The 21,996-nt window shown below is 46.3% G+C and carries 21 protein-coding genes; 13 read left to right on the forward strand and 8 right to left on the reverse strand.

What is annotated here, in order from left to right:
• The first annotated feature begins 145 nt into the window (after positions 1-145).
• The 6 genes from LRL21_RS07625 to LRL21_RS07650 all read left to right on the forward strand — a co-directional run bounded on the left by LRL21_RS07625 (position 146) and on the right by LRL21_RS07650 (position 6,941).
• Positions 146-1,162: a LacI family DNA-binding transcriptional regulator gene (locus LRL21_RS07625; protein ID WP_240415179.1), complete on the forward strand. Its 1,017-nt coding sequence runs from the start codon at positions 146-148 to the stop codon at positions 1,160-1,162.
• Between the two features lie 71 nt (positions 1,163-1,233).
• The gene (locus tag LRL21_RS07630) at positions 1,234-2,328 is read left to right on the forward strand and encodes an ABC transporter substrate-binding protein (RefSeq protein ID WP_240415180.1); all 1,095 of its coding nucleotides are present in this window, start codon (positions 1,234-1,236) and stop codon (positions 2,326-2,328) included.
• A gap of 103 nt (positions 2,329-2,431) precedes the next feature.
• A complete protein-coding gene (locus LRL21_RS07635; RefSeq protein WP_240415181.1) occupies positions 2,432-4,078 on the forward strand; it encodes an ABC transporter permease in 1,647 nt (548 codons plus the stop codon).
• Positions 4,079-4,087: 9 nt separating this feature from the next.
• Positions 4,088-5,185, forward strand: coding sequence for an ABC transporter ATP-binding protein (locus tag LRL21_RS07640; RefSeq protein ID WP_240415182.1), 1,098 nt, complete (start codon positions 4,088-4,090; stop codon positions 5,183-5,185).
• On the forward strand, positions 5,182-6,114 hold the full coding sequence (locus LRL21_RS07645; protein WP_240415183.1) for a ComEC/Rec2 family competence protein: 933 nt from the start codon (positions 5,182-5,184) through the stop codon (positions 6,112-6,114). Before LRL21_RS07640 ends, LRL21_RS07645 begins: the two co-directional genes overlap by 4 nt.
• Positions 6,114-6,941, forward strand: a complete 828-nt coding sequence (locus LRL21_RS07650) for an HAD family hydrolase (protein ID WP_240415184.1) — start codon at positions 6,114-6,116, stop codon at positions 6,939-6,941. Before LRL21_RS07645 ends, LRL21_RS07650 begins: the two co-directional genes overlap by 1 nt.
• Before the next feature lie 85 nt (positions 6,942-7,026).
• Here the strand turns inward: LRL21_RS07650 and LRL21_RS07655 are convergent, their stop codons facing one another.
• Positions 7,027-7,545 (reverse strand): GyrI-like domain-containing protein, encoded by a 519-nt coding sequence (locus tag LRL21_RS07655; RefSeq protein WP_240415185.1) that lies wholly within the window; start codon positions 7,543-7,545, stop codon positions 7,027-7,029.
• Positions 7,546-7,773: 228 nt separating this feature from the next.
• Here LRL21_RS07655 and LRL21_RS07660 point away from each other — a divergent pair, with 228 nt between their 5' ends.
• Positions 7,774-8,010 (forward strand): hypothetical protein, encoded by a 237-nt coding sequence (locus LRL21_RS07660; RefSeq protein WP_240415186.1) that lies wholly within the window; start codon positions 7,774-7,776, stop codon positions 8,008-8,010.
• Positions 8,011-8,098: 88 nt separating this feature from the next.
• Here LRL21_RS07660 and LRL21_RS07665 read toward each other — a convergent pair whose 3' ends face one another.
• Both LRL21_RS07665 and LRL21_RS07670 read right to left on the reverse strand, forming a co-directional pair.
• Positions 8,099-8,338: a hypothetical protein gene (locus LRL21_RS07665; RefSeq protein ID WP_240415187.1), complete on the reverse strand. Its 240-nt coding sequence runs from the start codon at positions 8,336-8,338 to the stop codon at positions 8,099-8,101.
• A gap of 89 nt (positions 8,339-8,427) precedes the next feature.
• Positions 8,428-9,201 carry a phytanoyl-CoA dioxygenase family protein gene (locus LRL21_RS07670; protein ID WP_240415188.1) on the reverse strand — a complete coding sequence of 258 codons (774 nt, stop codon included), beginning with the start codon at positions 9,199-9,201 and terminating at the stop codon, positions 8,428-8,430.
• Positions 9,202-9,346: 145 nt separating this feature from the next.
• Here LRL21_RS07670 and LRL21_RS07675 point away from each other — a divergent pair, with 145 nt between their 5' ends.
• The 6 genes from LRL21_RS07675 to LRL21_RS07700 all read left to right on the forward strand — a co-directional run bounded on the left by LRL21_RS07675 (position 9,347) and on the right by LRL21_RS07700 (position 16,433).
• Positions 9,347-10,141 carry an AraC family transcriptional regulator gene (locus LRL21_RS07675; RefSeq protein WP_240415189.1) on the forward strand — a complete coding sequence of 265 codons (795 nt, stop codon included), beginning with the start codon at positions 9,347-9,349 and terminating at the stop codon, positions 10,139-10,141.
• A gap of 147 nt (positions 10,142-10,288) precedes the next feature.
• A complete protein-coding gene (locus LRL21_RS07680) occupies positions 10,289-12,358 on the forward strand; it encodes a bifunctional aldolase/short-chain dehydrogenase (RefSeq protein WP_240415190.1) in 2,070 nt (689 codons plus the stop codon).
• Positions 12,359-12,488: 130 nt separating this feature from the next.
• Positions 12,489-12,866 (forward strand): sensory rhodopsin transducer, encoded by a 378-nt coding sequence (locus LRL21_RS07685; protein WP_240415191.1) that lies wholly within the window; start codon positions 12,489-12,491, stop codon positions 12,864-12,866.
• 18 nt (positions 12,867-12,884) lie between these two features.
• The gene (gene rhaA, locus LRL21_RS07690; RefSeq protein ID WP_240415192.1) at positions 12,885-14,147 is read left to right on the forward strand and encodes an L-rhamnose isomerase; all 1,263 of its coding nucleotides are present in this window, start codon (positions 12,885-12,887) and stop codon (positions 14,145-14,147) included.
• 23 nt (positions 14,148-14,170) lie between these two features.
• On the forward strand, positions 14,171-15,646 hold the full coding sequence (locus tag LRL21_RS07695) for a rhamnulokinase (RefSeq protein WP_240415193.1): 1,476 nt from the start codon (positions 14,171-14,173) through the stop codon (positions 15,644-15,646).
• A gap of 25 nt (positions 15,647-15,671) precedes the next feature.
• A complete protein-coding gene (locus tag LRL21_RS07700; protein ID WP_240415194.1) occupies positions 15,672-16,433 on the forward strand; it encodes a DeoR/GlpR family DNA-binding transcription regulator in 762 nt (253 codons plus the stop codon).
• A gap of 104 nt (positions 16,434-16,537) precedes the next feature.
• Here LRL21_RS07700 and LRL21_RS07705 read toward each other — a convergent pair whose 3' ends face one another.
• From LRL21_RS07705 to LRL21_RS07725, 5 genes are all read right to left on the reverse strand, one after another.
• The gene (locus LRL21_RS07705; protein ID WP_240415195.1) at positions 16,538-16,987 is read right to left on the reverse strand and encodes a hypothetical protein; all 450 of its coding nucleotides are present in this window, start codon (positions 16,985-16,987) and stop codon (positions 16,538-16,540) included.
• Positions 16,984-17,484, reverse strand: coding sequence for a hypothetical protein (locus LRL21_RS07710; RefSeq protein ID WP_240415196.1), 501 nt, complete (start codon positions 17,482-17,484; stop codon positions 16,984-16,986). The genes LRL21_RS07705 and LRL21_RS07710 overlap by 4 nt, the downstream gene beginning before the upstream one ends.
• A 639-nt stretch (positions 17,485-18,123) precedes the next feature.
• A complete protein-coding gene (locus tag LRL21_RS07715) occupies positions 18,124-19,488 on the reverse strand; it encodes a hypothetical protein (RefSeq protein WP_240415197.1) in 1,365 nt (454 codons plus the stop codon).
• 740 nt (positions 19,489-20,228) lie between these two features.
• Positions 20,229-21,389, reverse strand: coding sequence for a replication initiator protein A (locus tag LRL21_RS07720; RefSeq protein WP_076229498.1), 1,161 nt, complete (start codon positions 21,387-21,389; stop codon positions 20,229-20,231).
• 121 nt (positions 21,390-21,510) lie between these two features.
• Positions 21,511-21,975, reverse strand: a complete 465-nt coding sequence (locus LRL21_RS07725) for a hypothetical protein (protein ID WP_240415198.1) — start codon at positions 21,973-21,975, stop codon at positions 21,511-21,513.
• Positions 21,976-21,996: the final 21 nt, after the last annotated feature.

The following is a 21,996-nucleotide window of genomic DNA, read 5'->3' on the forward strand; positions in this document are numbered from 1 at the left end:
ATTTTAAAATTATTATTAAGATTTGAGCGAAAAAACGACTCGTTTCTTGAGATTATGTAAATTTGGGCAAAACGGATTGAAAGTGGAAACATCGTAATGTAACATAGGGAACGTTTCCGGAAACGTTTGTGAATGAGGTGTGCATATGGCAAATATTAAAGACGTGGCTAAGCATTTAGGAATTTCAGTATCTACAGTTTCAAGGGCAATGAATAATCATCCCGATGTGCGCGAAGAAACAAAGCTGCAAGTGATGGAGGCGATCCGAGCTCTAAATTACAGGCCCAATGCGATAGCGAGAGGACTAATTAACAAAAAAACGTATACGATCGGTTTAATGATCCCGGAAATATCGGATCCGTTTTTTGCCGGTCTAGCCAATGCAGTTGAGGATACTTTATCCAAAAAAGGGTACCAGGTTGTGTACGGGAATACGAACCGTGATCCTGAGAAGGAAAAGCAATTTCTTTCTAATGCCATTGAGCGGCAGTTTGACGGGCTTATTATTACTCCCGATTTCTTGGACGATTCATTCAAGGAACTCATTTCCGGTCTGGATATGCCTGTCGTATTTTTACGGAGAAGAACGCCTCCGGGACTATCGGCACCTTATGTTGATGTTGATCATTATGAGGCAGCAACAGAGGCGGTCAATTATTTAATCGGGATGGGCCACAGGCAGATTGGATTTATCGGAATGCCGGAAAGCTCATTTACCGGAATTCAAAGATTGCTTGGCTATAAAGATACCATGTGGAAGCACGGCCTTCTCTCTGATGACAGCAGCATCATGATGAGTGGTGGAAGAAACATAGACAGCGGCCGTAAGGCCATGAGCAAGCTGTATGAGAAAAATCCGAACATAACTGCTGTATTCGCCGGGAACGATTTGCTTGGTATCGGGGCTCTCGAATGGCTGGCTCAGCACAAAATTGCGGTACCGGATCAGATTTCCGTCATAGGCTTCGATAATTTGGAATACACGGAGCTGCACTGGATCCAATTAACTACAATGGAGCAGCCCCGTACGGAAATGGGTACCAAAGCGGCCGAGCTGCTGCTGCAAATGGTTGCTGATAAAGAAATGACGCCTAAATCCGAGTTGATCAAGGCCAAATTGATCGTAAGGCAAACCTGCAAGGCACTGCAAATAACACAATAAATTTGAAATCAAGCTATATCCCGCTTCTTTAACCCCATGCCCATTGGGCAACAAAACAAGGAGGAACAAACGTGTTAAAAAAATGGATTGGTGCATTAACTGCCTTTACGCTCGTCAGTGTTGTAACGTTAACCGGATGTGGAACCAACAGTACAAGTCCAACAACGGCTTCTGCTCCGAAACCGGCTGAAACCAAGGAAGCACCCAAAGACACCCCTGCAGCATCCAAAAAACTGACCGTGTATGCCGCCCTCAATGAAGATGATATTGTACAAATTCAAAAAAAGTTTAAAGAAGATACGGGTATAGAAATCGAATATTTACGTTTAAGCGGAGCTGGAGAGGCAAGCACACGAATTCAAGCTGAAAAAGCTTCCCCCAAAGCAGATATCTTTGTCGGCGGCTCTGTTGAATTTTACGAGCCTCTTGCTTCCCAAGGATTGCTGGAGAAATACTCCTCACCCAACGCTAAGGATCTGGATGCCCAGTTCAATGATCCTAAAGGCTTCTGGCAAGGATGGTATATGGGCGTACTGGGCATCGTGCTGAATAAGGACAGATTCAAAAAAGAGCTTGAACCCAAAGGTATTAAAGAACCGAAAACGTGGGATGATCTGCTTGATCCTGCCTACAAAGGCTTATTCATAACGTCCAACCCGGCTACAGCTGGCGGAGGATACATTTTTGTAGCAGAACAGCTGTTCAGATTGGGTGAAGACAAAGGCTGGGACTATTTGAAAAAGCTCAATGACAACGTTCATCACTACACCCCTGCTGCCGGTGACGGCATTAATCTTACGGCTACAGGTGAATTTGTCGCTGGAATGTCCTGGGCCCATGATATCGTTAAATCCGCCAAGCAAGGCTATCCAATTCAGGTTATCGTTCCGGAGCAAACCGCGTTTGAAATCGGCGGCGTAGGTGTTGTGAAAGGCGGAGCCAACACGGATAATGCGAAGAAGTTCGTCGACTGGCTGTTAACCAAGCCGGTTGGAGAAATGAACACGAAATTATCGAACCGTTATTCAGTTAGAAAAGACGTGGCTCCACCGGAAGGTATGATTAAAATCGAGGATGTTAAGCTTGTGAAATATGATCGTGAGAAAGCTGCCCAGATGAAGGCTGATGTTGTGAAGAAGTTCACTGAAATGACCGGAAAGAAATAACAATCGCAACCGCCATATAAAGCAAACCGCTGACTTGCCTGTGCGGGAAATGTTTCTCTCTTACCACATAGGCAAGTTTAGCAATCGAAAGGTGTGACCTGCCTTGATCTCACGTGCTGTTAAAGACGCATGGGCCGATTTGAAACGATTGAAGCAAGAACCGATTCTGGCTGCGCTTATAGTCATGATCATATTGATCACTGTTTATTTTGTATGCTGGCCGATCCTCAAAGTCATTAGCTTTCCGCAATTAAGCGATTATCTACAATTGTTCAGCAATTCACGTTGGTTTCAGGCAGCGTTAAACAGCTTGTTCATGACGGTTATTTCAACGATTTCCTGCACCGTCGTCGCCTTTATTTTTGCTTATTCCATTACAAGGCTGAATATTCCGCTCAAAGGGCTTTTCCGTTTTATTACCCTTTTACCGATTGTCTCCCCTCCTTTTATCGTCGCGCTGTCGTATATTTTATTGTTTGGCAGGCAGGGGATCATTTCCAAGCATGTGCTGCACCTTAACTTTGATATTTACGGCTGGCATGGGCTATGGCTGGTTCAGACGATTACATTTTTCCCTTATGCCTATGCTGTTATTAACGGGGTCCTTAAGACGGGTCCGACGAACCTGGAATATGCTGCGTATAACCTGGGAGCAACTCGCTGGCAAGTATTTAAGGATGTATTGTTCCCGTTGTGCAGACCTGGTGTTGCGGGAGGTGCGCTCATCGCCGCCATGAATGTGCTGGCTGATTTCGGCAACCCGATGATTATCGGAGGCAACTATATGCTTCTTCCAACTGAGGCTTATATGCAGATGGCCGGATTGTTCGACCTGCCTTCGGCAGCTATGCTGTCTACGGCTCTGCTCATTCCAGCGCTCGGACTGTTTGTACTGAACAGGAATTGGGTCGGCAAACGCTCCTATGTAACCGTCACGGGCAAAGAAACCTCCTTGGCGCCGTATCCTGTCCCTTTTTATGTAAAATGGGGTTTGTTCGCCTTCTGTATGTTCGTTACGGCAGTTATATTAGCGGTCTATGGGGTGCTGTTTTACGGAGCCTTCACGAAGACATGGGGATATGACTGGTCCTTTACTTTGAATAATATGAGCTATGTGTTAGCCAAGGGTAAGGAAATGTTCAACAGCATCAAGTTTGCGCTCATTTCCTCGATTGCAGCAGCATTATTTTCACTGCCGCTTGCTTATATCGTGCAAAGAAAGCAGATTGGGATCAACCGTTTGCTGGATTTTCTGGCCATTTTACCTGGAGCTGTTCCAGGAGTATTTCTCGGCCTCGGATTTGCCATTGCTTTTAACGAAGGGCCGCTCGTACTGACGGGAACCTCCGCCATTATGATTATCGCATTGATGTTCTGGAATTTACCTACCTGTTACAGCGCCAGTCTTGCAGGCCTGCAGCAGATTGGAACCTCTCTGGAGGAGGCATCGCTCAATATGGGCGCTGGCAATTTCAGAACGTTCAAGAACATCCTGCTTCCCCTGCTCAGAGGGCCTTTTCTATCGGGACTTGTACTTTCCTTCTTACGTTCGGTGACCTGCCTAAGCGTGATCATATTCATTTATTCGGCAGGAACGTCGGTCGGTACGGTTTCAATTCTGGGCCTTGTACAGAACGGTGCCTGGGGCAGCGCATCAGCATTTACGGTCGTGCTTATTTCCATCGCCTTCGCCGTACTCGGCATAGCTCGGCTTTTTATGAAAGAACAGGGTAAATCCATTGGGTTATAACGGAGGCATATGATGAGTGCAGAGAACTCGATTATCAAAATTGAAAATGTGACGAAGCAGTTCGGAGCTTTCAAGGCGATCAATAATGTATCACTGGACATACAAAGAGGCAGCTTTACCACGCTGCTCGGGCCAAGCGGCTGTGGAAAAACGACGCTGATGAGGTTGATCGCCGGTTTCCATGAGCCCGACTCCGGAGCTATTTATATAGAAGGAAATCAAGTAAACGGCACACCGGTTTACAAAAGAAACACCCCGCTCGTTTTTCAAGAATATGCGCTATTCCCCCATATGACTGTTTTTGAGAATATTGCCTACGGCTTAAAGCTGAAAAAGGTGCCCGCCAATGTGCTAAAGGAAAAAGTCGAAGCGATGCTCGATATGTTCGGACTACAGGGGTTGGAGCACAGATATCCGAAGCAGATGAGCGGAGGCCAGCAGCAGAGAGTCGCATTCGCGAGGGCATTGATCATAGGACAAAATATTTTGCTGATGGATGAGCCTTTAAGCAATCTTGATGCCAAAATGCGTGTGGAAGTAAGAAACGATATAAGAGATATTCAGCAGCGCGCCGGAATTACGGCAATCTTCGTAACCCATGACCAGGACGAAGCACTTTCGTTGTCAGACCGGATTGCCGTGTTCAACAAAGGGACCATCTATCAGGTCGGTACGCCCTGGGAGGTTTATTTTAAACCGAACAACAGGTTTGTAGCCGATTTTGTAGGTGTTGCCAACTTCCTGAACGGTGAAGTGGTTGGCGTGGAAGCTGAGGATTATATTGTCAAATGTGCGGATATGGCGATCAGGGTCGATAAAACCGGTTATACTGCAAAGCTGGGAGACAAGGTGACACTGGTTATAAGACCGGAATGCATTTCCGTTATCCCCTATGAAACTGGCCAAGGAAATTACGATAATGCATGGAGCGGATTCATTACAAGAAGCAGCTTTCTGGGTCGAATGATCAGATATTGGGCAGAAGCCGGTTCTATGCAGTGGATCGTTGATGATAGCAGTCCAAGTGTTCGTGGATATTTGGAAGGCAGCATCCGTATTGCCTTGGACAAAAAGAAGATCCATCTATTAATTGGAGATGAAGCATGAGCCCCATTGTATATGCATTGAATGTGGGTCGGGGTGACGCTTTTTTTCTGGAAATCCCCACAGAAATCGGAGTTTTTGTCGTGCTTATCGACGGAGGGGATCAATTCTTTCATGAGTCTGTAAAACCTTACCGTTTTGCTCAAGAAAGAGGCTGGAAACAGATCGACCTGATGATTCTAACCCATCTGCATCCTGATCATCTGACAGGCTTGCTTGAGGTAGCGGAGCATATTCCTGTCATCGAGGCGGTTATGCCTTACCCTCGGTTCTCGCTCGCTTTAAGTGATATTCGCCACCCAAAAGCGATACAAACTGCCCGGATGTTCCATGCTTACAATCAATTATGGGAGCTGCTGCTCCAGCAAAAAACAACCATATCCTTGCGTCAGCCTTTCAGTAAAGGAACTGCCTCTGCTTCATGGAGTTTCGGACCCTTTGTATTGCGGCATCTGGACCCACTAAATGTCAATGATTTACCGGCTTACGAGAATATTGTGCAGCTGTGTTCTTCATCTCTCGAACCGGTCATACAAGAGAAGCTGCTGATTAATTTCGATTCCTTATCCAATCAGGACAGCAGTGTCTGGTTATTCGAGCAGGCGGATGGTCTTCAGCTATTACTATTCGGTGGTGATGCGCTGCTCTCGAACTGGGATCGGATTATGCAGCATGAGAAGCTGCAGCCATGCGGCTTTAAGGTTGGCCATCACGGTATGGCTGATGGATGGAACGAACAGCTGCTCAGAAAGCTGTCTCCAGACTGGATATTAATTACGAGCAATGACACCGAATATAAACAATTTCAGGATGAATGGGAACGGTTGGCGCAAATGTCTGGAGCTGAGTTATATGTTACAGGCTCACGGCCAGGAACCCTTTACCTTTCATCTATGCTACCGCTGGCTCCAGAAAGGATTGTGTACAAATAATGCCGTCAGTGCATCGCTACCGCATGATCGTCACCGATATTGATGGGACACTGGTGGATCTGCAGCAAATGATCAGTAAGCGCAATAAGGAAATGATTTATGCTTTTCAACAGCAGGGCGGAATCGTCACACTCGCCACTGGGCGGGTCGAGGAAGCCGCGCTGCCATACGCACAGGAGCTGGATATCCGTCATCCGGTTATCTTATACAACGGGGGTAAAATTGTCGATTTCAACACGGATCACTGTTATTTTGAAGCAAGGCTTACGCTGAATGTCATTGAAAGATGCCTTCAACTGCTGCAAGACCAACCGCTGGATATGATTTTTTATGCTGACAAACAAATATGGGTCAAGGAAATTACGGAACCTATCGAGGCCTATATGAAAAAAGATAAGGTACAGTGTCACAGCTGGGATACTCCGGATTTTTTGAAGCAAAGCAATGTCAACAAAATACTGATCATTAATGAGGCTCAGGATTTCTCCGGAGTATCGGAAACACTGGAATCTATGGTGGGGGTTCATTGTGAATTGGTGCGGTCGGAGCCTACGTACCTGGAGGTGCTCCCTCAGTCGGTGTCCAAAGGGCAAGCTTTAATAACGCTTGCGAACCATCTTGGAATCGGGCTGCAGGAAGTGATCGCCATCGGTGACAATTTAAACGATTTGGAAATGATACAGACTGCCGGATTGGGAGTAGCTGTCGGGAATGCGCATCCAGAGCTCAAAGCACATGCGCAATATGTAGCAAAATCCCATCTTGAGCATGCCGTTGCGGAAGTTATACACAAATACGGCCTGCATCCCATATCACATTCATCATGAGTCCATCTATTATCGCCAAAATAAAATAGTTATTTTCGTACAACGGCAGAAATGCCGTTTTTATTTGTTCGTTTACACGTCAAAATCAATCCGACTTCTTCTTGCGTACCGGGTACAGCATGGTGAAATCGAATGTCTCGATGGCTGCATAAGGAATGGTTAAGGCATTCAACGGTTCGAGTGGTACTGTCTCCATCCCCAATACGCCTTGTCGTTTATCCAGCTCATAATCAGGTGACTGCTCCAGCCAAGCAAACATGGCTTCATACACACGCCACATGTGTGCTTCATCTCCGTGCACGTGCGCGCTTGCACACAGCCCACCGCCCACTTCCAATGCTTCTATGCCATCGGGTACATCACCGAATTCAGCAACCGCCAGTCCAACCCAGAGCGTATCGACCTTCCCGCCCCACTGCTCCTGTGGAATGAACACAAATGCGGACGGTCCAAGCGTCAGTCGTTCATCGTCCAACGGAACCTGTGCTGTTAGCTTGCTCCACGCCACCCGTGTACCACTCTTGTCCGGCAGCATCGCCGTCCGTACCGCAAGTACTTTGAAAGGCGCTATTTCTACACATTCAACCGCTATCGTCTCCTGCATCGTTCAACCTCTCCTTTTGCCGATATATTAACATTTTTTGTTAAATGCTCGTTATTTTGTTCTTATTCGCTTTCTCTCCTTCGATTCCTCCTAAACCTTTCTGAATTACTACAATTTATTCATATTCACGCCCCTCGACAATAAAAGCTATAGCTTGACAGTGGGTTTCGAGTACATTTTTAGCGACTATTTGGTAAACTTTGAAAAAAGATTCATAGGAGGAATACGATGATTCAAGAGATGACCGTCTATGCTATCGTGTTTTTTGTTACAATTGGTATCATGCTTATTCTATGTATAGATGTAATCACAAGGAGCCGCCCCGTGAAGCTATCAACCAAAAAAAAGATGGAAATACAAATAGATAGGAATCAGGCTCCCACTGATCATTACGAAAAAAATCTTGCTTTCCCCTTCTATGTCGACTGCACACAAAATTCTGATCAACAACGTGTAGAACATTAGTTCTTGATGCTAAAATACAAACAAGGATAGTCCCGCTGCTTCTCCAGCAGCAGAGCTATCCTTGTTTTCATGTGCACGCATTCCATATTCAGATATCTTCCAGATCTTCCGTAATGTCACCTATGACTCCGTTTTCCATCAAATATTCCCGAATCGCCTTGGTGCTGTTCGGTCTGGGCCATCCATCCTCCAGCAGTCGTTTTTCCGCCCAGAATAACACAATCCCTCTGACTTCCCGTTTGAGTGCATCATCAGATACATGAATAATACTATCCTTCAATATGGTTTTCATATTTACCTTCATGTCGGTTTGCAGCCTGATCTTCATGCCATCACACCCTGTTTGTATGCCTATACTACAGGATATGTCCTTGCACCCGAATAGGTTTCACATTTTTAACAGATGTAAACCGTCACTTATTTGAAATACAATTCGTTCGGATCAGTATTCGATCTTAAATTCGTGACATACCGACAATAATGCTGGTAGTGTGCTTTATACAGCTGGCCGTTTTTGGCAGGGGAATAAGTCAGATACAGCTGGCGGCGGCTGACGTTGGCTGTATTCGGACCGCTTTGATGCGGCGTGAACGAATGAAAAATAATAATATCCCCAGGTTCTGTCTCTACAATTTGTCCCTTCGCCGAATCGATTTCAGCGATTTCCTCCGCGTTCATATTACGCAGCTCGCCCGGCGTTGAGCGGAATTTAGAGTGATAGCCCGGAAATAGCTCCAAGCCCCCGTTTTCCTTAGATGCGCCATCGATGGCGACCATGACCGAAATCAATCCTTCTATCGGAAAGCCCTGCCACCATGAGGCATCCTGATGCATCGTATACCCCGTCACACCGGGAAGCTTATAGATAAGCTTGTCTTTGAACAACGTCGGTTCATCCTGATAAATATCACGAAGCGGGGATAAAATGCGTTCATCGTTCACCAGACCGTGGAATACAGCTGAAAGATCCTGCACAGGGTCGATCTTCTCGATAATGGAACGTTCTTCGATCTTACGGTAACCAACCCGCAGATTGTTCGGATCAAGATATTCGTTCAAGCTGAGCAGCCGCTCGCTATCCTGACGCCATACGGCAGCCTCTTGTTCGGAGAATACTTTTCGCAGCACGAGGTACCCATTATCGTTGTAACTCTTCAATTGATCGTTTGTTAAATAAGCAACCTTCTTCATGGCCTACACACATCCTTTTCTTTTCGACTATATATTATTTGCTCAATTCCTGATATCATCTTACTACTTACAAAACAAGACTTACATGCAGGAAATTCTTAACTTCCATATCTTTTTTTGTGTGTAAACGAGAGGGGGACAAACGATGCTGGATACAATCTTCCAAGCATCTCTGGTTCGCTGGTACAATACTTCAATTAAAAGGTCATTTATGCTGGCAGAGGATACTTACGAGAATTGGGTGCTATTGGCGGCTGATGATGGCAGCTTTTTGTATCGGATGGGTAATGAGGAAGGACGCACCAAATTTGGTGAGCTCCTATTGTGTCCCCCTGGAGTGACACTGTACCGCCAGGCACTGGAGCCTATCTCTTTCCTATTCATCGAATTCAGGTGGACGGATGCAGATAATCGTCCTATTATGTCTGGACCCGATGTCTCTTCAGGCAAAGTTTCCTTCCAAAGAATCGATCATTATTCAGCGACGTTTTCGCGCATTCGCGAGTTTGCCGATTCGAGTATTAAGGGGCAGTTCGCTTATAAGCAGCATTTGTTGACCGATTTGTTGTACTTATGTGCCGCAGAGCAGTTAGACAAGACGACTCAAATTACTACAACGGATCCGGTCATCCGTGCCGCGGTTCGACATATCCACAATCACGCATACGAGCCGCTTTCCTTGAAGCTTTTATCTGATCAAGCGTCGTTGAGTCAGTCGCAATTTTCCAGACGATTCCAGGCCGCTATGGGCGTCTCACCTATCGTGTATTTGACAGCTATCCGAATGCGCAAGGCACAGAGTCTGCTGTTGAATACCGAGCTGACTTTGGAAGCGGTTGCTCAGCAATGCGGCTATCAGAACGGATTTTATTTGAGCCGTGTATTTTCCAATACCTACAGCATGAGTCCTTCTGCCTTTCGCAAAGCTTACCGGATTTGAGAAAGGCAGCTTAACAAAACAATAAATAACCAAAACTATTTTTTATCACAATACTTTTGTTTGTGTTTGAATTTCATATATTCAAACACAAACAAATATGATAAGATGTAAACAAAATCAAATAAACATTCATACGGAGGTATAAGCATGGTACAAAGTTTGTGGGAAGCGTCTAAAGCATCAAAGCAAGTCACCGGTCTGGATCAACTCGTTTATCGTTCCAATCTGATTGGCACGGATCGTCGCGTATGCAATTATGGTGGAGGAAATACGTCCAGCAAAACCATCGTCAAGGATTTCCGTGGTCGTGACGTAGAGGTCATGTATGTCAAAGGCAGCGGTTCAGATCTGGCTTCCATGAAAGCGTCTAATTTTACTGGTCTGCGTATGGAGGATATTCGTCCTTTATTTGAAAAATCGGAAATGCCCGATGAAGAAATGGTCGCTTATCTGGCAAATTGCATGATTGACGCCAAACATCCACGCGCATCAATCGAAACGCTGCTGCACGCTTTTCTTCCATTTAAACACGTTGACCATGCCCATCCCGATTCCATCATCAGTCTCTGCTGCGCCGATAATGGCAAGGAGCTGGCAAGTGAAATTTTCGGAGACCGTTTTGTATGGGTCCCTTATATTCGTCCCGGCTTCACGCTCTCCAAAATGATCGCAGAAGGCGTGCTGAACAACCCTAAGGCTGAGCTTGTCCTTATGGAAAAACACGGCCTGGTCACTTGGGGCGAAACGTCTGAAGCGGCTTACGCCCAAACGATCAAAATCATTACCGAAGCGGAAAACTTCATCGAAGCACGCATTAAAGAAGAGCAGGTTTTTGGTGGCGTGAAGCATGCAGCACTTGCTGCAGAGGTACGCAGAACCGTTGCTGCACAAGTGATGCCGACGATTCGCGGCGCAGTGAGTGATGCCAAGAAGATGATTCTTTCCTTTGACGATGCCGATGATGTTCTGCAATTTGTAGGCGGACACAACTCCGCAGCATTGTCCCAGGTTGGCGCGGCTTGTCCGGATCATTTGGTCCACACGAAGGTTGTTCCCTTGTTCATAGACTGGACGCCCAATGCAGACGATATCGAAGGATTGAAAGCGAAGCTAAAAGAAGGCGTCGCTGCATATAAAGAAATGTACAAAGCTTACTTCGACCGCAACAAAAATGAAGGCGATGTGATGTTTGAGGCTGCGCCGCGTGTCATTCTGATTCCGGGTGTAGGTATGATCAACACGGGCAAAAGCTGGGCGATGTCCCAGGTTAGCGGCGCTTTGTATCACCGTGCAATAGCTGTCATGAGAGGCGCTACCGCTCTGGGTCAATTCGTATCGCTAAGCGAAAACGAATCCTACAATGTGGAATATTGGCCATTAGAGCTTTACAAATTGTCACTCGCTCCTGCAGAAGCGGAATTTTCCCGCAAAATTGCTTTTATTACCGGCGGAGCTGGCGGGATTGGCAGTGAAACGGCTCGTCGTCTTGTATCTGAGGGTGCGCATGTCGTACTGGCCGACCTTAACCTGGAGGGTGCCGAGAAGGTTGCGGCAGAAATCAATGCCAAGTATGGAGAGAACCGCGCGATTGCCGTCAAGATGGATGTAACGAGCGAAGAAATGATTCAAGCTGCTTATGCTGAGACTTCTATCACCTATGGTGGTGTGGACATTATCGTCAACAATGCCGGTCTTGCCACCTCAAGTCCCTTTGATCAAACATCACTCAAGGAATGGAATCTGAATATGAACGTGCTTGGAACGGGATATTTCCTTGTGGCCCGTGAAGCCTTCATCCTGATGAAGGAACAAGCTATCGGCGGTAACATGGTATTCATTGGCTCCAAAAATTCCATATATGCTGGAAAAAGCGCGTCTGCATACAGCTCTGTCAAAGCGCTGGAAGCTCATCTCGCACGTTGTATCGCTACAGAGGGCGGAGAATTTGGTATTCGCGTCAATACGATTCTGCCGGATGCGATCCTGCAAGGCTCTGCGATCTGGAACGGAAGCTGGCGCAATGAACGTGCCGCTGCCTACGGCATTGAGCCCGATCAACTGGAAGAGCATTATCGGAAACGCACCACCCTGCTCGTTAATATTTATCCGCGTGATATCGCCGAAGGAATTGCCTTCTTTGCATCTTCCAAATCCGATAAAACCACAGGCTGCATGCTGACAATTGACGGCGGCGTTCCTGCTGCATTCACTCGTTAATCATTGATGGTGCAAGTATGTTTTTAAGTGTACTCCGATGTATACAAACCAATACAATGAATGCAATTAATTTCACCCCTTTGTATACATCGGATAACTCATAGATTTACTATTAAAAGGAGGCCGTGACATGCCGTCTGCCACAGGGGAAAAGCTTTGGATTATTCCTGACGGTTACATTCCGGAGTTCAGCTCAGGGACGTTAACCAGCCACGAATCGATCTGTGTATTGAACACATCTTCAGAGGATGCCCACATTACCATTACGATTTTTTTCGAGGACCGTCCTCCGCTTGAGGACATTCAGGAAATGGTTGCCGGCCGCCGTACCAAGCATATCCGCACGAGCTCCCTGGCTACCAAGGAAGGAACATCTATTCCACTTGGTGTTCCCTATGCCATTGAAGTACAAAGCAATATTCCGATTATCGTACAATACAGCCGTCTGGATACAACTCAGGCCGAGAATGCTCTGATGTCAGTCATCGCTTATCCCATCAAATCCTAAGGTAGAGGAGCAAAACCCATGGACAAAAATGTTCAAGCCAATTATGAATTAGCAAAAGAGCTGTACGCAGCTCACGGCATCAACGTCGATCAAGTGCTCGAGCAGCTGGAAAAAGTCAAAATTTCGATGCATTGCTGGCAAGGCGACGATGTAAAAGGATTTCTTAATCGTGATCAGGATTTGACCGGCGGTATTTCCGTAACCGGTAATTATCCAGGAGCAGCACAATCCCCTGCACAGCTTCGAGCGGATCTGGAGAAAGCGTTCTCTTTAATTCCCGGCAAGCACAAGGTAAATCTCCATGCGATCTATGCGGATACAGATGAAAAGGTCGAGCTGAATGAGCTGGAGCCGAAGCATTTTCAAAAATGGGTAGACTGGTGCAAGGAGCAAGGCTTGGGTCTGGACTTCAATCCGACTTGTTTTTCCCATGAAAAATCCAAAGATGGATTTACATTAAGCCACTCCGACCCCGAAATACGTCAATTCTGGATCGATCACTGCAAAACCTCAAGAAAAATCGGCGCCTTTTTCGGTGAGCAATTGGGTCAAACTTGCGTCACGAATGTATGGGTTCCAGATGGCTACAAGGATGTTCCGGCAGACCGTATGGCACCAAGACAGCGCCTGAAATCGGCATTGGACGAAGTATTCGCTGAAGAGCTCAATCCAGCCTATAACCTGGACGCCGTTGAAAGCAAGCTGTTTGGACTCGGCTCGGAAGCGTACGTGGTCGGCTCCCATGAGTTCTATATGGGTTATGGCATCCAGAATAACAAGCTGATCTGCCTGGATGCAGGTCACTTCCACCCGACAGAGGTCATCTCCAACAAGCTGTCATCCCTTGCCCTCTTCACCGATGGCATTCTGCTGCACGTCAGCCGCCCGATGAGATGGGATAGCGATCATGTGGTAACACTGGACGATGAGCTGATCGAGATCGGCAGAGAATTAGTGCGCGGTAATCTGCTTGAAAAAACACATATTGGCCTCGATTTCTTCGACGCGAGCATTAACCGTGTAGCGGCTTGGGTAATCGGTACACGCAACACGATCAAAGCACTGATGCGGGCGATGCTTGATCCCGTGGAAGCGTTGAAGAAAGCCGAGCTTGAAGGCGACTATACTACACGTCTGGCATTGACAGAAGAGTTCAAATCCTATCCTTTTGGCGCCATCTGGGATTACTATTGTGCATCCAAAGGCGTGCCGGTGCGTGAAGAGTGGCTGGCAGAAGTAAAATCCTATGAGCAGGAAGTATTGCTTAAACGCGGAAACTAATTAACGAATAAGGGTGATATCCTTTGGGGAACATTGTCGCTTTTGATCTGGGGGCGAGCAGCGGCAGAGCGCTGCTCGGCCGCCTGACGGATGGCAGGATCGAAATCACGGAGCTTCATCGGTTTTCCAATGATCCGGTGCAGGTGGGCGACCGCTTGCATTGGGATATTTTACGGTTGTATCATGAAATCAAGCAAGGACTGCTAATCGCCAAAAATCAGGGAATTGAAGTAAACAGCATCGGCATTGATTCCTGGGCCGTTGATTTTGGCTTTATCGGCAAAAATGGCGAGCTGGTTGGGAACCCTTATCATTACCGGGATCGACATACGGAAAATATGATGGAAACCTTGTTTGCACAGATACCTGCGTCGGTTATTTTTGGGAGAACAGGCATTCAGTTTTTGCAGTTTAATACAATATTTCAGTTGTTTGCGCTCAAACAGGCTAACTCCCCTTGGCTGCAGGCAGATAACCGCTTTTTAATGATTCCGGATTTGCTGAGGTATTTCTTGACGGGCGAAATGCACAATGAGTTTTCGAATGCTACAACGACTCAACTGTTCAATCCCGTTAAAGGTGATTGGGATGCTGAGCTTCTCCGACTACTGGAATTCCCTGCAGCGTGGTTTGGCAATGTGCTGCAGCCAGGAAGTCAAGCCGGTATGCTGCAAGCATCCGTCTGTGAAGAGCTGGGCATACCTTCGATTCCCGTTTATGCAGTTGCCGAACACGATACAGGATCAGCCGTCGCAGCGGTTCCGGCTACGGATCGATCCTTTGCTTACTTGAGCTGTGGCACCTGGTCGCTGATGGGAACCGAGGTACACAAGCCGGTCATTAATGAAATGGCGCAGAAGCTTAATTTTACTAATGAAGGTGGTGTCGAGGGAACCTATCGCCTGCTCAAAAATATTATGGGCCTATGGATTTTGCAGGAAAGCCGCCGCATGTGGGAGAAAGCAGGAAAATCGTATGCTTTTCCCGAATTAGTACAATTGGCCGGAGCTGCTCAGCCATTCAAGGCGTTCATAGATCCTGATGATGCCTTGTTCCTGGCTCCTGGAGATATGCCTTCAAGAATAGCCCAATATTGCCGTCAAACTGGACAGCAAGCCCCTGAAACGGTCGGTGAAATCGTTCGCTGCATTCTCGAAAGCCTTGCCCTTAAATACCGCTACGTGTTTGAAATGACGGAACGCTTGTCCGGGCAACGGTTTAACGGCTTGCATATGGTTGGCGGCGGTATTCATAATACGCTGCTCTGCCAATGGTCAGCTAATGCGATTGGCAAGCCGGTATGGGCGGGGCCATCTGAAGGCAGCGCTATCGGCAATATGGCCGTTCAATGGATTGCTCAAGGGGTATTCCAGGACATATGGGAAGCACGCCAGGTGATCCGGGATTCCTTTAGTATTATCACTTATGAACCTGAAGCACAAGATCAGTGGGCCGACGCCTACGATCAATTTCTGAAGCTGACAGGAATGACTGAATAACATTGTTTGTGAAAAGAGGTTAAGTATGCTGGTTGCGGAGCGTTATGAAAAGATTGTAGGTTTGGTCAACGAAAGAGGCGGTATCCGAGTTTCTGAGCTGAGCGAGCTATGTCAGGTAACGGAGGAGACGATTCGACGTGATCTGGACCGCTTGGAGCAAGCTGGACGACTGCGCCGCTCGCATGGCGGAGCGGTCAGTGTCAAGGACAATCAGCAGCCGGAAATTCCATATGCTGAACGGGAAATCACCTATGCCGATGAGAAGAAACGTATAGCTCAGGAAGCGATCAAGCGAATCGACCTGAAGGATCGTATCTTGCTGGATGCCAGTTCCACGGCTTGGTATATGGCTGCCGATCTGCCTGATCTGTCTCTCACCGTATTGACCAATGCAATCAAGGTCGCAACGGAGCTAAGCAGTAAAGAAAAGATCGAAGTCATCTCAACAGGCGGCATATTAGCGCAGCGTTCCTTGTCCTTCGTAGGGCCACTGGCCGAGCGTTCCCTGGACGCCTACCATGTCAATAAAGTTTTCCTGTCGTGCAAGGGCGTTCATCTGGACCGCGGCATCAGCGAATCCAACGAGCTGCAGGCCCGTATTAAGCAAAAGATGATCGGCATGGCGGACGAGGTGATTCTATTGGCCGATTCCAGTAAATTCGGTGTGCAGGCGTTCACTCATGTTGCCGATTTGTCTGAGGTCGATGTCATTATTACGGACCGCCGCATAGACAAGGAAACGCTAAAGCGGCTGCAGGAGCTCGGGATTAGCGTTATTACGGTGTGAGACGGAGAGTCTGTAAGGCAATTTGTTTGTTAGTTGTACAAATACATGATCAAAGCCACTCATTTCATAGAAGAAGCCTAAGGTTCACAGTCGATGTGTGAACCTCAGGCTTCTTTTCTTTCATTAGACAGTTTTGTTAAAGACCTGAATGGGCTGTCTATGAAAAATATATGGTGAAACATGTTTGTTAACAAAACCTTGGAACGACTGATTAGACACATTGACGCTTTGCTCAGTATACAGCTTTTGAACAGTTGGCACGGTAAAGGAACGGCATTATTCACAGAATCCAAAACAGGAGAGGTTGCGGTTACATCAGTAAGTGTCATTCCGTCAATCGACTGTTTGAACAAAAGTTTCTGGTAGGTAGCTTCGCTAACCGTTGAGCCTGCCGCAAATTTAACAGTTATGCTACCGTTCACCGCGCTAACAGATGTTATCGTTGCTGGAATCTTGCCAACGATAAAGCCCAGCGTATTGACAGCTGTTCCATTCAAATAGGACAAGCTGTACACCACGTTTTGATCTGCCGCTGCCGACTGCACTTCGGTCACCTTGAAGGTAACGGTATTACCGGATGCTTGAACCAGGGAATGCTCCTCAGTTGAGCCTGCTCCACAGGCTCTCCCGTCGTTGGATGGGCGGCAAGCGTGAAACCTGCTGATACCGTCCTGGAGAGCTTGTAAGCCACAGTATAGACAATTGTCTGGGCAATGTTCGTCGCAGCTATTGTGGGTACGCTCAGCGATACCACAGTACCGTCTGAATTCAGCTGGAGACCCGAAGGAACGATAACCTGAGGATTACTGCCTCCGTACACCGATTGTGTAACAACGAAGTCTTTAATAGTAGGTGTGCTCGAAGGAGCACTACTAAAGCTAATGGTAATGAGTCCATTCTGCACACTTATTCCAGGCAGCGGTGAGTCAGGATCGCGTTGTTCGGTTCCGTCAGGACGTACGATAACGGCGTCAGCTGGAATGACTGCAGGGTGCGCAGCAGCGAATGTTTTAAAAGCAGACAGATTAAGCTTACCGAGATTCGCAGCCATGAATTCGGCATAATTGAGTCGGCCCTCCGGTAAATCCGCAATAAAACTTCAATTTATGAAATCTATCATGTTTTTTGAGGAAAATACAGGGATTAGCAACATGTAAATTTATTAAACCAATTCTCTAAATTATTTATCTTTTAAAAATTAGTACCTATTAAATCAAGTACCTATTAGGAAAAGTATCAACAGAAGCAAAGCCAGATCAGACAAAGATGATTATTCAGCCTGTGAATAACTTTTCAGACAAGCTATCCACTTATGTGCATAAATTCAGACTCGATGATAATTGAGTTATAGATTCAGAGATTTGCAATATATCCCCTTGTTAATAACTAATTCCCCTAAGAAGGCTGCATACTTATCCCCTATCTCCCAACGGTCCACAAAAGCTGTCTAATTAATTAACTACACGTACTGTAATATTTCGAAATAACTAACCATGACGCTTACCAATAGTCTGAATTCATAACTTGAAGTTAATAATAGAGGGCAACCAGCCGCTGATACAGCGAATCCTGTTGCCCCTAGCTGTCGAAATAGGTGGGAATCCACGATAGTTCTGTGTGAATTCTACTTTTGGGAATAATCGTCAATTGATTTCTGGTAAGACTAACAGCCCCCTGAAATTACAGGGAGCTACGCGATAACTTTTCCATTTATTGTAGATGATTCAAGCTCAAGCAGGAAATCCTCCAGATAAAAAGCCTCATGCTGAAGAGTGCTGCCTCTGAACCCATGCTCGTTCGTGGAAGAGACAGGTTGATTCAACGGTTTGCCATACCTCTCTCCAAGCTCAGAGACTGCTCTGCTGCAAACCTTGGCAAATTCGCGAAGCGAGAACTTGTCCTTGATCGCGCGGAAGAACTGGAGCGGCCTTGCTTCGGCATATACCCCTTCATCTTGAGACGCCTCTATATACCGATAAGCTCCGGTTTCCTTCATAATTTCCATATAGGCAGCAAAAGAACGATCCTCAAGCTCGACAGTAAGCAGGCTGACCAAGTCCATACCATGATAACCATAGCGCATCACGATGTCCCGAATCCGAGCCGCTGCAAAACGCAGTATGGTCATGCTGGCATTATGTAAGAGCTGAGCCAAACCGAGGAATACACTGCCATTGCCAAGCTGCTCTACCTCAGAAACCCGATAAAAGCTGAGCAGCTGACGCAGACGAGAGACTGTTTGGGAGTAGGGGATTTTTGCTTTTGGAACCATACGGTAATGCGCACCAGGCACATGCTGAACAACGAAGGTCGGGTTAAGCACCCAATGAACAGCCCAACGGCCCAGCGCATCCTTTTCCACTGAGCATTCCAGAAATAACCGCTGCCCATTGATCTCCACCTCAGAAAGAGACTGCAATAATTCCCGAATTTGCGCGGGGCGTGATTTATGAGTCAGTGTGTACAACCACGAATGGCGTCCAAGCAGCTCTTTATCTTTATGCTTCAGCTTTTCTCCATTTTTGTTCACCATATACAAATACAGCTTTTGAGCGGCAATCGGCAAATTTGTAAACGAAGAGGTGAACACCAGGGGGTGAAACAAGACAAAACGGCCAGTATCCCGTTTAAAGGACTCCAGCTTCCACTCATTAATAATCCCACTGCGAGAAACGGACAAGATGCCAAGGGCAATAAGCTTGTGAGCCTCCGCGTAAAATTGCTCCTTCGTGCAGCTCTCCTCGTACTCTTCGGCCATCAATTGATACAGACGGTGCAGCGGACAGCCTGCCAGCGTCCCCTCCGTGTTAAAGCGGCGCGAGATCGTCATCATAAAACGGATAGTCGTCCCGGTAACGTGAAATTTGCGAAGCGGATGGCTGTTCTTGCGGAACATGACCACCGAATCGCTAGCATAGGACTTCTCCAGATTGAATAGATCGGTGAGGAAGGTATGATCTACCGAGACGGGGTAAGTGCTGCCCAGATTCTTATTGCCCAGCTGCAAATAGCTCGCGCTGCGGTTTACGTCTGACTTTCGTTTGGCCTCTCCCATGACTCGATCATACCCCCTTCCACAGCTTTACAGGTTAATTTGAAAAAATTTGAAAAAAAACTTTACAGGACAAGTGCAATTCATTACAATATACGGACAATCCCTTAAAAGACAAAATTTAAGCAGACCTTCAATCGCGCCTTTTTTTGCGGATTAAGGTTGGGTGAGGTTGCTGACTGCTGGTAACAGCTGCAACCGGTATGGATTTATCGACAATATGAGTATCCAGTGTAATCTGGAGCTCGGAAAGTAAGGTTTGGCGACTTTACTTCCCAGCGAAGCCTCCGCTCACAGCGGAGGTTTTTTTGTTGATCCTGATCACTCAGGATCGTTAAACAGGATTCCGGTATTTTCGACAATACCATTTCAGATTAAGATTGGTCAATCATAGTACAGAGGTGGTTTACTTCGTAGTGGAGAGGTGTTATTTTTCGTAGTAAAGAGGTGGTTCGTAGTAGAGAGGTGTTTACTTCGTAGTACAGAGTGGTTCGTTTTCGTAGTAGAGAGGTGGTTCGTAGTGCAGAGTGGTTTTATTTCGTAGTAGAGAGGTGTTTATTTTGTAGTAGAGAGGTCTTTCGTAGTACAGAGGTGTTTACTTCGTAGTAGAGAGGTGGAAAAAAGCTCGAGAAAAAACTACTTTTTTTCATTTTTTCGTAGTGCAGAGGTGTTTAATTTCGTAGTAGAGAGGTGTTTCACTTGGACCTAACAAAAAACCTCTTCGGATGAAGAGGCTTTTCGGATTAAATAAGCAATCGTTCCTCGATCGTATCCGTCGCTTTTTGCAGCCATTCGCTCGGCTCAAATATAACCTTAACCGGCACCCGGCCTTTCTTGACGATTTCATAATTACGGATAACATCAAAATTTTGCAGCTCATCAAACGAGTTTTTCAGCATCACATACGCCTTGTAATTATCATTCGTGTTCAGACCCAAATGATTAATTAGGGCTTCGACCTCAAGAACAAATTCGCGATCCTTTGTTTTGTTAACGACAATCAAATACAGGTTCTTTGAGGTCGGTGTGGCAAGGTCATTAAACAGCGAGATACTGATCGACACCACGTTGCCAGCCAGAAGATTTTTATACAAATCATCGCTTAGCCTCATAAAAACCGTATTCGTGTCTCGATCGATATCGACATCCTGAAAAGGATTATGAATTTTCGTTCTCCTGCGTTTCTTGGCTTCCGCATCATAAAACTCTTCCATTACAATCGACGTTTTGCCGAGGTTGTCCAGGCTCGTATGCAGGGTATCGTATTCGCCGCCGTTAATATCCGCATTCACATTATGCAGCAGCTCTTTAAAAGCGAATTCAAATTCCTTGGTCTTCCCCTTTTGCTCCCACATCTTAAATACACCGAACAAATTACGCGCGTCATAAGGCAGCAGCAGAGTTCCATTGCTATTTTGATAAAAAAGGTTTCTGAACCCGGATTTATTCAATTCGAGAATTCCCTTTTGGTTACGTCTCAGCTTCAGCGTGGACTCATTGGGAGTGGTTGAAGAAATAAATGGATGGTCAATAAAGTTCCGCTCTACGCTATGGCTAAATTGGCGGTTCTGCTCCTGCTTTCTCTGAATCGCTTTCTCCAAAATCAAAATCTGCATTTCCAAATATTCCTGCTGCTCAAAAAGCTCTTCATTGGGGGTGCTATGATTTTCGAGATTCATCAGGATTTTTTGGGAAATATCATTTCGAGTCTCAACTATTTTTCCTGAGATCCGCTTGAGTTCATATATCTTCTTATTAATAAGGGATGAGCTGTATCCGTTAATCTCTTCATCAAGCTGACCCATGATCATTTTTTCGTCAGAGGATACCGACTTTAGCTGTTTTTTCAGGTCAATCAGCTTTGGAGCGTATTTCTCAAGCACGTTAATAATCGCTTTACTCAATTCCAATTCACCAACCTTTTATATTGCTCATCTCATTGTAGTACGAGTTTCGTAAATTAACAATAAAAATGCTGCAAGTAAAAAGGTTCCAGCCAACCTATTGCGTCAGCGGTACCTGTCATTAACATTCGTATTTCTTGATAAGTCCCTTCAAGTGATACCGCATCAACAGCGTCTGTTCGACCGGATTCATACCGGCTGCCTCTTCCTCCGGCCCATTCTTGCATTCCACGCGCAGCTCGTTCAGCATCAATGCGATAATTATCGGGATCGGAAAGAAGAATACAATATTATAAATCGCCAGCACAAACGTATTTTTTAACAGCAGCCAAAATACCGGATCATGGAAGAAACGATCAAAGTGCTTAAAGCCTACCCAAGGACTGTTCCAACACCCCCGATAAGGCAAATAATCCTTAAAGGAAATCATGACCCCCCACATCGGCAAATATTTAAATATGGCAAAATACAGCAGGCCCGGTGTGACCATCATGTATAAATAACGACCCTTGATAAGCCGGCTCCAGAACAAGCTTGCCTTATGGCTCAAGCTGCTTGCTGTACCGTTCGCCGCCTGTGTTTTCAAATCCAACGCCTCCTTTCTGAT

The sequence above is a fragment of the Paenibacillus periandrae genome (assembly GCF_022458865.1).
Classification (GTDB): Bacteria; Bacillota; Bacilli; order Paenibacillales; family NBRC-103111; genus Paenibacillus_S; species Paenibacillus_S periandrae.

Coding starts and splice junctions, on each gene's coding strand:
- LRL21_RS07670 (WP_240415188.1), bottom strand. CDS start 9,201: ATGAAGAAGGTTGCTTATTTAACAAACGATCAATTGAAGAGTTACAAC.
- LRL21_RS07665 (WP_240415187.1), bottom strand. CDS start 8,338: ATGAAGATCAGGCTGCAAACCGACATGAAGGTAAATATGAAAACCATA.
- LRL21_RS07700 (WP_240415194.1), top strand. CDS start 15,672: ATGCTGGTTGCGGAGCGTTATGAAAAGATTGTAGGTTTGGTCAACGAA.
- rhaA (WP_240415192.1), top strand. CDS start 12,885: ATGGACAAAAATGTTCAAGCCAATTATGAATTAGCAAAAGAGCTGTAC.
- LRL21_RS07655 (WP_240415185.1), bottom strand. CDS start 7,545: ATGCAGGAGACGATAGCGGTTGAATGTGTAGAAATAGCGCCTTTCAAA.
- LRL21_RS07710 (WP_240415196.1), bottom strand. CDS start 17,484: ATGGCTGCGAATCTCGGTAAGCTTAATCTGTCTGCTTTTAAAACATTC.
- LRL21_RS07685 (WP_240415191.1), top strand. CDS start 12,489: ATGCCGTCTGCCACAGGGGAAAAGCTTTGGATTATTCCTGACGGTTAC.
- LRL21_RS07640 (WP_240415182.1), top strand. CDS start 4,088: ATGATGAGTGCAGAGAACTCGATTATCAAAATTGAAAATGTGACGAAG.
- LRL21_RS07645 (WP_240415183.1), top strand. CDS start 5,182: ATGAGCCCCATTGTATATGCATTGAATGTGGGTCGGGGTGACGCTTTT.
- LRL21_RS07715 (WP_240415197.1), bottom strand. CDS start 19,488: ATGGGAGAGGCCAAACGAAAGTCAGACGTAAACCGCAGCGCGAGCTAT.
- LRL21_RS07650 (WP_240415184.1), top strand. CDS start 6,114: ATGCCGTCAGTGCATCGCTACCGCATGATCGTCACCGATATTGATGGG.
- LRL21_RS07660 (WP_240415186.1), top strand. CDS start 7,774: ATGATTCAAGAGATGACCGTCTATGCTATCGTGTTTTTTGTTACAATT.
- LRL21_RS07675 (WP_240415189.1), top strand. CDS start 9,347: ATGCTGGATACAATCTTCCAAGCATCTCTGGTTCGCTGGTACAATACT.
- LRL21_RS07625 (WP_240415179.1), top strand. CDS start 146: ATGGCAAATATTAAAGACGTGGCTAAGCATTTAGGAATTTCAGTATCT.
- LRL21_RS07680 (WP_240415190.1), top strand. CDS start 10,289: ATGGTACAAAGTTTGTGGGAAGCGTCTAAAGCATCAAAGCAAGTCACC.